The organism is Streptomyces sp. NRRL F-5650 (assembly GCF_000721365.1).
GTDB classification, from domain to species: domain Bacteria; phylum Actinomycetota; class Actinomycetes; order Streptomycetales; family Streptomycetaceae; genus Streptomyces; species Streptomyces ardesiacus.
Window position 1 is genome coordinate 209,615 of record NZ_JOGV01000009.1, and the last position, 12,912, is coordinate 222,526.

Genomic DNA, 12,912 nt, shown 5'->3' on the forward strand with positions numbered 1-12,912 from the left:
GTGCGGGGTCGGGGTGCCCGCCGGGACGCCGCCGGCGGCCCCGGCGGGGTCCTCGCACGGGCCCGCGGCCTGCTACCGCTTGTCGGCCAGCTTCCACGCGGTGGGCAGGACGCCCATCGCCAGCACGGCCTTCAGCGCGTCGCCGACCAGGAACGGGGTGAGGCCGGCCGCGACCGCGGCGGTGAGGGACATGTCGGCGGCCAGGGCCAGGTACGGCACGCCGACGGCGTAGATGATCGCCTCGCCGAGCAGCATCGTGCCGGCCGTGCGCAGCATCGAGCGGTCGGCGCCCCGGCGGGCCAGCGCGCCCACGACGGTGGCGGCGAGCAGCATGCCGAAGACGTAGCCGAGCGACGGGGCGGCGGTGCCGGAGCCGCCCTCCGCGAACCACGGCACGCCCGCCATGCCGACCAGGGCGTACAGCGCGAGCGAGAGGAGGCCGCGGCGGGCGCCGAGCGCGGTGCCGACGAGGAGTGCCGCGAAGGTCTGGCCGGTAACCGGCACCGGGGAGCCGGGCACGGGCACGGCGATCTGGGCCGCGACGCCGGTGAGCGCGGCGCCGCCCGCCACGAGCGCGACGTCCCGGACTCGGGAGGAAGGGATGAGGTCGGCGAGGACCTGCCCGGAGCGACGGGCGGAAACGGCAGCGGTGCTCATGGGGACTCCGCGGTGGTGTGGACATGTCGGGACACCGCGACGCTATCCCAGCCGCCCCGAGCCGATCACCGGCAGCGCTCGACAAAGGCCCGCTCGTCGGCTTGGTGGGCTCCCGACAAAGGGCGCGGGATACACATGGACGCGGGTGACACCGGTCACCGAGGGGGTGAGGCGGGCGTCACCGCTGAGCGGAACGCCGCATTCGGACTGTCACGCTCCGCATCCGGTCCGTCCGTATCGTGGGCGTCCGCTGTCGCCGGCCGGCGCGAGACCGGAGACTGTGGGCGTTTTTGCCCTGCCCGAGCCCCCCACGCATTGGACGAGCCGCTCCATGTCCAACAGCACCACCTCCACGGCGCCCCAGCAGCCGGTGGACGCCTCCCTCTCCCACGGCCTCAAGCAGCGCCACCTGTCGATGATCGCCCTCGGCGGCGTGATCGGCGCGGGGCTGTTCGTCGGTTCCGGTGCCGGTATCGCCGCCGCCGGGCCCTCGATCGTCGTCGCCTACACCCTCTCCGGTCTCCTCGTGATGCTGGTGATGCGGATGCTGGGCGAGATGTCCGCCGCGTATCCGTCGTCCGGTTCCTTCTCCGCGCACGCCGAGCGGGCGATCGGGCCGTGGGCCGGGTTCACCGCGGGCCGGGCCTTCTGGGTGCTGCTGTGCACGGCCGTCGGCCTGGAGGGCATCGGCGCCGCGCAGATCGTGCACGGCTGGCTGCCGGGGACGCCCGAGTGGGCGTGGGTGGCGCTGTTCATGGTGGTGTTCTGCGGGACGAACCTGGCCGCCGTGAAGAACTTCGGCGAGTTCGAGTTCTGGTTCGCCGCCCTCAAGGTCGGCGCGATCTCGCTGTTCCTGGTGCTGGGCGTGCTGGCGATCTGCGGCGTCCTGCCGGGCACCGACTCCCCCGGCACCTCCCACCTGGGCGACTTCCTGCCGAACGGCGGCAACGGCCTGATCATCGGCCTGCTCGCCTCGGTGTTCGCCTACGGCGGCCTGGAGACGGTGACCATCGCGGCGGCCGAGTCGGAGAACCCGGTCAAGGGCGTGGCGAGCGCCGTACGGACGGCGATGTGGCGGATCGCGCTGTTCTACATCGGCTCGATGGCGGTCATCGTGACGCTCGTCCCGTGGGACTCCCCCGAGGTCGTCGAGAAGGGCCCGTACGTCGCCGCCCTCGACGAGCTGGGCATCCCGGGTGCCGGTCAGCTCATGAACGTCGTGGTGCTGGTCGCCCTGCTCAGCGCGATGAACGCCAACATCTACGGCGCCTCCCGCATCGGCTACTCGCTGGTCGAGCGGGGGCAGGGGCCGAAGGCGCTGGGCCGGGTGTCGGGCGGGGTGCCGCGGATCGCGGTGCTGGTCTCCTCCTTGTTCGGCTTCGGCTGCGTGCTGCTCAGCTACTGGCGGCCGGACGACGTCTTCTCCTGGCTGCTGAACATGATCGGCGCGGTGATCCTGGTCGTCTGGATCTTCATCGCCGCCTCGCAACTGCGGCTGCGCCGCCGACTGGAGCGGGAGGCGCCCGAGCGGCTGGTGGTGCGCATGTGGGGCTTCCCGTGGCTGACCTGGGTGGCGCTGGCGGGCATGGCCGCGGTGTTCGTGCTGATGGCCCGCGAGCCGGACACGCGGGTGCAGCTCTACTCGACGGGCGGGATGACCCTGTTCCTGGCGGCCGTCGGGTACGCCCGGCAGCGGCGGCGGGCCCGCCTCGGCTAGCCGCCCCCGCCCGGAACGCCCGAAGGGCTCCCGCACGGTCGCGTGCGGGAGCCCTTTCGTGTACCGCGTGTCCGGCCCTGCGCGCCTCTTCGACCTCTTGCTGCTAGCGTGCACTTGCAAGCCTTTTGCAATAAGAGGTCGGAGGGGATCCACCATGCCCGTCTACACGCTTCCTGAACTGCCGTACGACTACTCCGCGCTGGCCCCGGTGATCAGTCCCGAGATCATCGAGCTGCACCACGACAAGCACCACGCCGCGTACGTCAAGGGCGCCAACGACACCCTCGAGCAGCTCGCCGAGGCGCGGGACAAGGAGACGTGGGGCTCGGTCAACGGCCTGGAGAAGAACCTGGCCTTCCACCTCTCCGGCCACATCCTGCACTCGATCTACTGGCACAACATGACCGGCGACGGCGGCGGCGAACCCCTGGCCGCCGACGGTGTCGGTGACCTCGCCGACGCGATCGCCGAGTCGTTCGGCTCCTTCGCCGGTTTCAAGGCGCAGCTCACCAAGGCCGCCGCGACCACCCAGGGCTCCGGCTGGGGCGTCCTCGCCTACGAGCCGCTGAGCGGCCGGCTGATCGTCGAGCAGGTCTACGACCACCAGGGCAACGTCGGCCAGGGCTCCACCCCGATCCTGGTCTTCGACGCCTGGGAGCACGCCTTCTACCTGCAGTACAAGAACCAGAAGGTGGACTTCATCGACGCCATGTGGGCCGTCGTCAACTGGCAGGACGTGGCCCGGCGCTACGAGGCCGCCAAGTCCCGCACGAACACCCTGCTGCTGGCGCCCTGAGCGCCTCCGGTCGTCCTGCCTCGTGATCGTCTTCTCACCCTTCACCGGGCAGGCGGAATGAGGGAAGCCCCCGCGAGGACGTGACTCGCGGGGGCTTCCTGTGCGCGGAGGCTTCCTGTGCGCGGGAAGGGCGGGGTGTGCCGCCTACAGGTTGCTGAAGTCCGGGCCCTTGGTGCGGGTCCGCTTGATCTCGTAGAAGCCGGGCACGGAGGCGACCGCGAGGGTGCCGTCCCAGAGCCTGGCGGCGTCCTCGCCCTTGGGGGCGGGGGTGACGACCGGGCCGAAGAAGGCGAGCTGCTCGCCGTCGGCGCCGGGCACGGCGATGACCGGAGTGCCGACCTCCTGACCGACCTTGTCGATGCCCTCCTTGTGGGAGGCGCGGAGCTGGGGCTCGTACGGCGTGCCGTCCCAGTGGTCCATGAGGGACTCGGGCAGGCCGACGTCCTTCAGGGCGGCGGCGACCGTCTCCCGGCCGGGCCCCTCGTCCCGGTTGTGGATGCGGGTGCCGAGCGCCGTGTAGAGGTCGCCGAGCACCTCGGCGCCGTGCTCCTCGCGGGCCGCGATGACGACGCGGACCGGGCCCCACGCCTTGACCTCGAGCATCTCGCGGTACTCGGCGGGCAGCTCGTCGAGCTTGTCCTCGTTGAGGACGGCGAGGCTCATCACGTGCCAGCGGACCTCGATGTCCCTGACCTTCTCCACCTCCAGCACCCAGCGCGAGGTCATCCAGGCCCAGGGGCACAGCGGGTCGAACCAGAAGTCGACAGGCGTCTTCTCGGACATGTCTCTCCTCATGTGGCGCGTGACGGGCCGTTTCCCGGAGCAACCGGCCGGCGGTCCCGCCCATTCCCGGCTGCCGGGTGTCAGGGGCGCATGGCAGGATCGGTGCTGTCCGCATACTGAACACCACACGTGTCCGACCACGATCCGAGGAGTGCCGCCCGTGCCCGGTGAGAATCTGTCCCGCGACGAGGCCCGGGAGCGGGCCGCACTGCTGTCCGTCGACGGGTACGAGGTGTCCCTCGACGTGCGTTCGGCCGTCGGCGAGGCCGAGGGCGAAGGTCCGCGCACCTTCCGGTCGGTCACCACGATCCGCTTCCGCTGCAACGAGCCCGGCGCGAGCAGCTTCGCCGACCTGATCGCCCCGAGCGTCACCGCCGTCTCCCTCAACGGCCGCGACCTCGACCCGAGCGAGGTCTTCGACGGCGCCCGGATCGCCCTGGAGGACCTGGCCGCCGACAACGAGCTGGTGGTCGACGCCCAGTGCGCCTACTCCCGCACCGGCGAGGGCCTGCACCGCTTCGTCGACCCCGAGGACGGCGAGGTGTACCTGTACACCCAGTACGAGCCGGCCGACTCCCGCCGGGTCTTCGCCAACTTCGAGCAGCCGGACCTCAAGGCGCCCTTCCGCTTCGAGGTGCGCGCGCCCGAGGAGTGGACGGTGTGGTCCAACGGCGCGGGCGAGCGCATGGAGGAAGGGCGCGCAGCGCTCCCGCAGAAGGGTGGCGGCGGGCGGCGGGCGGGCGGCGTGTGGCGGTTCGCGGAGACCAAGCCGATCTCGACGTACATCACGTGTGTCGTGGCCGGTCCCTACCACTACGTGACGGATTCCTACGAGCGCGTCCTCGAGGACGGCACGCGGCTGGAGATCCCGCTCGGCGCCCTGTGCCGCAAGGGGCTCGCCCCGCACTTCGACGCCGACGACGTCTTCCTGATCACCAAGCAGGGCCTTGACTTCTTCCACGACCACTTCGACTACCCGTACCCCTTCGGGAAGTACGACCAGGCGTTCGTGCCGGAGTACAACCTCGGCGCGATGGAGAACCCGGGGATGGTGACCTTCCGGGAGGAGTACATCTTCCGCGGGAAGGTGACGCGGGCGTCGTACGAGGGCCGCGCCAACACGATCCTGCACGAGATGGCGCACATGTGGTTCGGCGACCTGGTCACCATGGAGTGGTGGGACGACCTGTGGCTCAAGGAGTCCTTCGCCGACTTCATGGGCGCCTTCGCCAACGTCGGCGCGACCCGGTTCAAGGACGCCTGGATCACCTTCGCCAACCGCCGCAAGGCGTGGGCGTACCGCGCCGACCAGCTCCCCTCCACGCACCCCATCACGGCCGACATCCGTGACCTGGAGGACGCCAAGCTCAACTTCGACGGCATCACCTACGCCAAGGGCGCCAGCGTGCTCAAGCAGTTGGTGGCGTACGTCGGGCAGGACGCCTTCATGGAGGGCGCGCGGCGCTACTTCAAGCGGCACGCGTACGGCAACACGCGCCTGGGCGACCTGCTGTCGGTCCTGGAGGAGACCAGCGGGCGGGACATGGCCGCCTGGGCACGCTCCTGGCTCCAGACGGCCGGCGTCAACTCGCTCACGCCGCAGGTGCTGTTGGGCGCGGACGGCACGGTCGACGAGCTGGCCGTGGTGCAGGAGGCGGCGGAGTCCCACCCCGAACTGCGCCCGCACCGGGTGGCGGTGGGCCTGTACCGGCGCACGGCCGAGGGCGCCCTGGAGCGGTACGCGCGCGCCGAGGCGGACGTCGAGGGTCCGCGCACGCTGGTCGCGGAGCTGGCGGGTGCCGAGGCGCCCGAGCTGGTCCTGGTCAACGACGACGACCTCACGTACTGCAAGACGCGCTTCGACGAGACCTCGCTGGCGACGCTGCGCGAGCACCTGGGCGCGGTGACCGACCCGCTGGCCCGTGCCCTGTGCTGGTCGGCGCTGTGGAACATGACGCGGGACGCGCTGCTGCCGGCCCGGGACTTCGCGGCGCTGGTGCTGCGGTTCGCGGGGCGCGAGTCCGACATCGGCGTCCTGCAGATGCTGCACGCCTGGGCCGGCTCGGCCCTGGTGCACTACGCCGCTCCGGACTGGCGGGAGACGGGCGGCAGGCTGCTCGCCGAGGGTGCGCTGCGCGAGCTGCGGGACGCGGCGCCCGGCAGTGAGCAGCAGCTCGCCTGGGCGCGGTTCTTCGCGTCGGTGGCGGCGGAGGAGGCCGACCTGGCGGTGCTGCGGGGTCTGCTGGAGGGCACGGAGAAGATCGACGGGCTGGAGGTGGACCAGGAGCTGCGGTGGACCTTCCTCACCCCGCTGTCCGCGCACGGGGCGGTGGACGAGCCGGTCCTGGCGGCCGAGCTGGCCCGCGACGACACGGCCTCCGGCAAGCGGCACCAGGTGCGCTGCCTGGCCGCGCGGCCCTCCGACGTGGTCAAGGCGCAGGCCTGGGCGCAGGTCGTGGAGTCGGACAAGCTCTCCAACGCCCTGGTGGAGGCGACCATCGCCGGTTTCGTGCAGCCCTCGCAGCGGGAACTGCTCGCGCCGTACACCGAGAAGTACTTCGCGGCCATCGAGCGGGTGTGGGCCGAGCGGTCCATCCAGATCGGGATGGACGTGGTCCGGGGCCTGTTCCCGTCGCTGCGGGACTCGCGGGAGACGCTGGAGGCGACCGACGCGTGGCTGTCCGCGCACGAGGACGCGGCACCGGCCCTGCGGCGGCTGGTGCTGGAAGGGCGGGACGATCTCGCGCGGGCCCTGCGGGCGCAGGCCCGCGACGGGGCCTCCGGCGGCCGGTAGGCCCGCTCCCGGGCGTTCCGGCGTCGTTACGGAACGCGGTCAATAGCAGCCGTAACCCCTGGTCCCACCCGTACGGACCAGGGGTTTCGGCGTCCGAACACCCGTACCGCGGTCCGGGCTCGTCCCGGTTCGGCGATGGGTGTGTAACAGGGGTTAAGGCGCGGATCGGACACGGGGACAGTGCCGGTCATGACGCACAACACCCCGCTCTCCCCCCGCCCCCGCCCGCTCCACGCACTGGCCGACGGCCGGCGCCGGCTGATGACGGCCGCCCAGTTGCGGGCGCACGGCGTCTCCGCCGCCGAGACCGACGAGCAGTGCCGGCCGGGCGGGCCCTGGCAGCGGTTGCTGCCGAACGTCGTCCTGCTGCACCCGGGACCGCCCACCAGCGAGGAGCGTCTGCACGCGGTGCTCCTGTACGCGGGGCGCGACCGCGCTCCGGGCACGCCCGCGGGTGCGGGGGCCGGGAGGGCCGCCTCGGTGCCGGTGCAGCCGGGTGCGGCGCAGGCGCCCGTGCCCGCCTACGGGGAGGCGGTGATCACGGGCCTGGCCGCGCTGGCGCTGCACGGGTTCGCCGCGGCTCCCCCGCTGCCGTCCCTCGACGTCATCGACGTCCTGGTCCCGCGGCTGCGCCGGCTGCGTACGACGGGCTGCGCGCGGATCGTGCGGACGGCCGCGCTGCCGACCGCCGTGGAGGTCACCGGCGTACCGGTGGCGCCGGTGGCGCGGGCGCTGGCGGACGCGGTGGCGGAGCCGGCCGATCCGGGCACCGTGCGCGAGCTGCTGCGGGAGGCGGTGCGCGACGGTCACTGCGAACCGGCCGCCGTGGTGCGGGAGCTGAACCGGGCCCGGCTGCTCAGCCGCCCGCACGTGGTGGACGCGGTGGACTCGCTGGTCGCCGAGGGGCGGGCGCTGGCCGAGCAGCGGCTGTACCGGATGGTGCGCGAGCACGCGCTGCCGGAGCCGGTCTGGAACGTCGACCTGCGCCTGCCCGGCGGCCCCCACCTGGGCGGGGTGGACGCCTTCTGGCCCGAGCAGGCGGTGGCGGTGGAGCTGGACACCCGGGCCCACCGCGAGCAGGAGGACGACGACGCCGCCCGGGCGGAGCACGCCCGCAGGCGCGAGCACCTGGAACGGCTCGGGATCACGGTCGTGCGCCTGGCCCCGCGCGGGCTGCGTGCCTGCCCGGAGCAGCAGGCGGCCGTCGTGCGTACGGCGTTGACGGCGGCCGGGGACCGGGAGCCCGCGGCCTACGTCGTGGTGCTGCCCCGGTAGCCCCGGCGCGGCGCCCGGGTCAGTCGCCGCAGAACTCCGCCTCGATCACGGCCTGGCTGTCGCCCGACCAGTCGCCGTTGAAGTTGAGGGCGAGCGCGTGCCGGCCGTCCCGGGTCGTCACCGCCTCCGAGGAGGAGCCGTGGATGCCGCCGGCGTGGCCCCAGACGGTCACTCCGCAGTCGAGGTCCCGCTTGATCAGACCGAGGCCGTAGGAGGCACCCGGCAGCGCGGGCACCGTGGTGGTCATCTCGGCCAGTTGCTCCGCGGGCAGCAGCCTGCCCCGGAACAGGGCGGTGTAGAAGCGGTTCAGGTCGGCGGAGTCGGAGATCATCTCCCCCGCCGAGCCGGCCATGGACGGGTTGAGCCGCGTGACGTCGTGGGTGGGGTCCGTCGCCGTCCCGTCCAGCTTGGAGTAGGCGCGGCTGCTGGGCTGCGGCAGGCCGGTCCGCGTGCCGGGGACCGAGGTGGCGCGCAGCTTCAGCGGGCCGATGATGCGGCGGCGCACCTCTTCGGCGTAGGGGCGCCCGGTGGCCTCCTCGATCACCATGCCGGCCAGGATGTAGTTGGTGTTGGAGTACGACCAGCCCTGGCCGGGTGCGAAGTCCGGCGCGTGGGAGGTGGCGATCGCGACCAACTGCCGTGGTGTCAGCGTGTCGTAGCGGTGCTCGGCGAAGCCGTCCCGGGTGAAGCGGTCGCGGCGGAACGCCTCGTCGGACGTGTAGTCGTAGACGCCGCTGGTGTGGTTCAGGAGCTGGCGCAGGGTGATGCGGTCCCCGTCGTGGCCGTGGCCCTCGACCACGCCCGGGAGCCGTTCGCCCACCGTGTCGTCCAGCGAGAGCCTGCCCTCGGCCTCCAGTTGGAGCAGGACGGTGGCGACGAAGGTCTTGGTGATGCTGCCCACCCGGTAGCGGTCCCGCTCGGAACGCGGCTCACCGGTCCTGAGGTCGCCCACTCCGGCGGTCCCCGACCAGGTGCGCCGGTCGGTGCGGGCGGTCGCGGTGACACCGGGCACGCCGTCGGCGACCGCTGCCTTCAGGGCGCGGTCGGTGGCGTCGTGGCCGTGGGCGGCGGGCGCCGCCACGGCCGGGGCGGCCAGCGCCGCCGACAGTGCCACGGCGCAGGCCGCCGCCAGGGTGGTGCGTACGCGTGCGGTCATGTCTTCCCCGTTCCTGTGTTCCGTGCTGCTCGGTCCGGGGAGAGACCGGAGGGGCGGCCGGAGGGTTGCTCGGTCCGGGAGGGTTGAGCACCTTTCGGCCCTCCTCCGCCTCGGTTGTCACGGGCCACCCCTTGTGTCCCCGGTGGCGTATGGCGGAAGTACGCCATCGCTCCGTCCCGTCCCGGACAACTCTCCCCAAAGGTCGGCCCCTTGCGTAAGGCTGAGCGGTCGTCCGGGATCGGATTCCGGACCACTTCGGCCGGGACCGATCGGTTCCGGTCGTTCCGTACGTTCCTTCACTCCAAGGGATGCCGATGACCCACACCCCCGAGCGGGAACCGATACCGGGCGTCAGACGCGCGGCGCGGATCGTCCTGGCCACGGGCCTCGTCGCCGCGCTCGCCGCCGTCGGGCCCGTGCCCGCGGCCCTGGCCGCCGACGGACCCGCGCCGGCCGCGCCGCCCGCGGACGCCTCCGTCAAGTCCGCCCACGACAAGCTCGGTTCCCACGACGCGGACCTGCTCGCCGCCGCGAAGGCCGGCGGCGAGAAGAACGTCACGATGATGATCGCCACCGCGCCGGGCGCGACCGCGCAGGTGGCGAAGGAACTGAACGCGGTCCCCGGCGGCTCCGTCGGCCGCACCTACGACGAGCTGGGCTACGTCCGCGCCACCGTCCCGACCGCCAGGGCGGACGCGGCCATCGCCGCCGCCGCGAAGCTCTCCTCCGTGCACGGCATCGACCTGCGCGACGAGATCGAGCTGGACGACCCGACGCCGAGCGCGGACATGGCCGAGGGCGCCTCGCACCAGGGCCGTTCCTACCCGGCGCCCGGCCGCGGGACGCCCGCCGAGAACCCGTACAACCCGTCCTTCGAGACGGGCGCCGTCGACTTCGTGAAGAAGAACCCCAAGGCGGACGGCCGCGGCGTCACCATCGGCATCCTCGACTCCGGCGTCGACCTCGCCCATCCGGCGCTGCAGAAGACCACCACCGGCGAGCGCAAGATCGTCGACTGGGTCACCGCCACCGACCCCGTCGTCGACGGCGACCGCACCTGGCGCCCGATGACCACCTCGGTCTCCGGCCCCACCTTCACCTACGGCGGGCAGACCTGGACGGCGCCCGCGGGCGAGTACCGGGTCAGCACCTTCCTGGAGTCGTACACCACCGGCGGCGACGCGGCGGGCGACGCCAACCGGGACGGCGACACCACCGACTCCTGGGGTGTCCTGTACGACGCGAAGGCCGGCACGGTCCGCGTCGACCTGAACAACAACCACGACTTCTCCGACGACACCCCGATGAAGCCGTACAAGGACGGCTTCCAGGTCGGGTACTTCGGCACCGACGACCCGAAGACGGACGTGGCCGAGCGCCAGCCGTTCGTGGTCGAGATCCGCAAGGACGTCGTCTACAACTCCGCGGGCGCCAAGACCGACTTCGTCAACATCGGCGTCATCGAGTCCGAGCACGGCACGCACGTGGCCGGACTCGCCGCCGCCCACGGACTGTTCGGCGGCCGCATGGACGGTGCCGCGCCCGGCGCGAAGATCGTGTCGTCCCGCGCCTGCACCTGGAGCGGCGGCTGCACCAACGTCGCGCTCACCGAGGGCATGGCGGACCTCGTCATCAACCGGGGCGTCGACATCGTCAACATGTCGATCGGCGGCCTGCCCGCCCTCAACGACGGCAACAACGCCCGTGCCGAGCTGTACACGCGGCTCATCGACACCTACGGCGTCCAGCTCGTCATCTCCGCGGGCAACTCCGGACCCGGCGCCAACACCATCGGCGACCCGGGCCTGGCCGACAAGGTGATCTCGGTCGGCGCGTCCATCTCCCGCGAGACCTGGGCCGCCAACTACGGCTCCGAGGTGAAGACCAAGTACCAGATGATGCCGTTCTCCTCGCGCGGACCGCGTGAGGACGGCGGCTTCACGCCGACGCTCACCGCGCCCGGCGCGGCGGTCAACTCCATCCAGACCTGGATGCCCGGCGCCCCGGTCCCCGAGGCGGGCTACGACCTGCCCGCCGGCTACGGCATGCTCCAGGGCACCTCGATGGCCTCCCCGCAGGCCGCCGGCGCCTCCGCGCTGCTGCTGTCGGCGGCCAAGCAGGCCCGCGTCGACCTGACCCCGGCGAAGCTGCGCACGGCGCTGACCTCCACCGCCGACCACATCAAGGGCGCGCAGGCGTACGAGGAGGGCGCGGGCCTGATCAACGTGCCCGACGCCTGGAAGTCGATCCGGCGCGGCGCCACCGCCCACGAGTACACGGTGAAGGCACCGGTCGACACCGCGATCGACCAGTTCCTGGAGACCCCGGGGCACGGCACCGGCCTCTACGACCGCGAGGGCGGCCTGCGGGCCGGGCAGAAGAAGACGTACGAGATCACGCTCACCCGCACCTCCGGCCCGGACCGGGCGCTCCGCCACGAGCTGCACTTCGAGAACAACGCGGGGAACACCTTCCGCGTCGTCGGCCGTGACGAGGTGAAGCTGCCGCTGAACGAGCCGGTGACCGTCAAGGTCGAGGCGCGGCCGGGCTCCGCCGGTCTCAAGAGCGCGATCCTGGAGGTCGACGACCCGCGCACCGAGGGCGTCGACCAGCAGGTCCTGACCACGGTCGTGGTCTCCGCCCCGCTGACGTACGACTTCTCGGCGAAGGGCTCGGTGCAGCGCAACAGCACCGCGTCCTACTTCGTGACCGTCCCCGAGGGCGCCAAGTCGCTGGAGGTGGCGATCGGCGGGCTCAAGGGCAAGAGCCAGACCCGGTTCATCTCCATCCACCCGTACGGCGTCCCGTCCGACAACACCTCCACGCCGTACTGCTACAACAACTACCTCGACGGCAACGGCTGCCGCCCCGACGTGCGCGCGTACGCCGACCCGCAGCCCGGCGTCTGGGAGGTCGAGGTCGAGGCCCGGCGCACCTCGCCGCTGCTCGACAACCCCTACGAGCTGGACGTCTCCGTGCTCGGCGCGGCCTTCGACCCGCAGGTCGTGACCGTGCCCGAGGCCAAGGCGGGCACCCCGGCGGACGCCTCCTGGACGGTGACCAACAAGTACGCCGCGCTGGAGGGCAAGCTGGTCGGCGGCCCGCTCGGCTCCTCCGAGACGTCCCGCCCGACGATCAAGCAGGGGGAGACGGCCACCTCCACGGTCGAGGTGCCCGAGGGCGCCGAGTCGCTGGACGTGGCGATCGGGGGCGTCTCCGACGCCGCCGCCGACCTGGACCTGACGGTCTACGGCGCGAACGGGGCCGTCGTCGCCCAGTCCGCCGACGGGGACTCGGAGGAGTCGGTGTCGATCGCGAAGCCGGCCGCCGGTACCTACACCGTCGTGGTCGCGGGCTACTCGGTGCCGTCGGGCAGCACGGAGTACGACTACCGGGACGTGTACTTCTCCGCCGGTCTCGGCTCGGTCTCCGTGGACGGCTCGGCGGCGGTGAAGCTCGGCACGGGCGCCTCGGCGACGGTCACGGGCAGCGTCACGGCCCTGGCCGCCGCCCCCGAGGGCCGCGAGTTCTTCGGCCGGGTCCAGCTCGTCAACGCCCACGGCACGGTCGCGGGCCTCGGCAGCGTGCGGATCGGGAAGGTCGTGCCGTAGTCCGCTGCGGTACCGGGAGGGGCGGGCGCGCGGTTCGGGCGTCCGCCCCTCTCCCTTCGCGCACGGTGTCCCTCCTCTCCCCTGCGCGTGACGCCCTGCCTCGCCCCCTGCGGGGTACGGGGC

8 protein-coding genes are annotated in these 12,912 nt (G+C 72.5%); 5 read left to right on the forward strand and 3 right to left on the reverse strand.

Going from position 1 to position 12,912, the window contains the following annotated elements; translation table 11 throughout:
- Nucleotides 1–72 precede the first annotated feature (72 nt).
- Nucleotides 73–657: a biotin transporter BioY gene (locus IG88_RS0111455; RefSeq protein ID WP_031038458.1), complete on the reverse strand. Its 585-nt coding sequence runs from the start codon at nt 655–657 to the stop codon at nt 73–75.
- Between the two features lie 331 nt (nt 658–988).
- Between IG88_RS0111455 and IG88_RS0111460 the strand changes: the two genes are divergently transcribed.
- Nucleotides 989–2,374, forward strand: coding sequence for an amino acid permease (locus tag IG88_RS0111460; protein ID WP_031038461.1), 1,386 nt, complete (start codon nt 989–991; stop codon nt 2,372–2,374).
- A gap of 154 nt (nt 2,375–2,528) precedes the next feature.
- Nucleotides 2,529–3,170, forward strand: coding sequence for a superoxide dismutase (locus IG88_RS0111465; protein ID WP_031038463.1), 642 nt, complete (start codon nt 2,529–2,531; stop codon nt 3,168–3,170).
- 144 nt (nt 3,171–3,314) lie between these two features.
- Here IG88_RS0111465 and IG88_RS0111470 read toward each other — a convergent pair whose 3' ends face one another.
- A complete protein-coding gene (locus IG88_RS0111470) occupies nt 3,315–3,953 on the reverse strand; it encodes a DsbA family protein (protein ID WP_031038544.1) in 639 nt (212 codons plus the stop codon).
- A 160-nt stretch (nt 3,954–4,113) separates the two neighbouring features.
- On the opposite strand from IG88_RS0111470, the gene pepN reads away from it, so the two are divergent.
- Nucleotides 4,114–6,747 carry an aminopeptidase N gene (gene pepN, locus IG88_RS0111480; RefSeq protein ID WP_031038465.1) on the forward strand — a complete coding sequence of 878 codons (2,634 nt, stop codon included), beginning with the start codon at nt 4,114–4,116 and terminating at the stop codon, nt 6,745–6,747.
- A gap of 189 nt (nt 6,748–6,936) precedes the next feature.
- Nucleotides 6,937–8,022, forward strand: a complete 1,086-nt coding sequence (locus IG88_RS0111485; RefSeq protein ID WP_031038467.1) for a hypothetical protein — start codon at nt 6,937–6,939, stop codon at nt 8,020–8,022.
- Between the two features lie 19 nt (nt 8,023–8,041).
- On the opposite strand, the gene IG88_RS0111490 is transcribed toward IG88_RS0111485, so the two are convergent.
- Nucleotides 8,042–9,178 carry a serine hydrolase domain-containing protein gene (locus IG88_RS0111490; RefSeq protein ID WP_031038469.1) on the reverse strand — a complete coding sequence of 379 codons (1,137 nt, stop codon included), beginning with the start codon at nt 9,176–9,178 and terminating at the stop codon, nt 8,042–8,044.
- Between the two features lie 314 nt (nt 9,179–9,492).
- Between IG88_RS0111490 and IG88_RS0111495 the strand changes: the two genes are divergently transcribed.
- Complete coding sequence (locus IG88_RS0111495; protein ID WP_031038472.1) at nt 9,493–12,789, forward strand: S8 family serine peptidase; 3,297 nt, start codon at nt 9,493–9,495, stop codon at nt 12,787–12,789.
- Nucleotides 12,790–12,912 lie beyond the last annotated feature (123 nt).

Coding starts and splice junctions, on each gene's coding strand:
- IG88_RS0111455 (WP_031038458.1), bottom strand. CDS start 657: ATGAGCACCGCTGCCGTTTCCGCCCGTCGCTCCGGGCAGGTCCTCGCC.
- IG88_RS0111460 (WP_031038461.1), top strand. CDS start 989: ATGTCCAACAGCACCACCTCCACGGCGCCCCAGCAGCCGGTGGACGCC.
- IG88_RS0111465 (WP_031038463.1), top strand. CDS start 2,529: ATGCCCGTCTACACGCTTCCTGAACTGCCGTACGACTACTCCGCGCTG.
- IG88_RS0111470 (WP_031038544.1), bottom strand. CDS start 3,953: ATGTCCGAGAAGACGCCTGTCGACTTCTGGTTCGACCCGCTGTGCCCC.
- IG88_RS0111485 (WP_031038467.1), top strand. CDS start 6,937: ATGACGCACAACACCCCGCTCTCCCCCCGCCCCCGCCCGCTCCACGCA.
- IG88_RS0111490 (WP_031038469.1), bottom strand. CDS start 9,178: ATGACCGCACGCGTACGCACCACCCTGGCGGCGGCCTGCGCCGTGGCA.
- IG88_RS0111495 (WP_031038472.1), top strand. CDS start 9,493: ATGACCCACACCCCCGAGCGGGAACCGATACCGGGCGTCAGACGCGCG.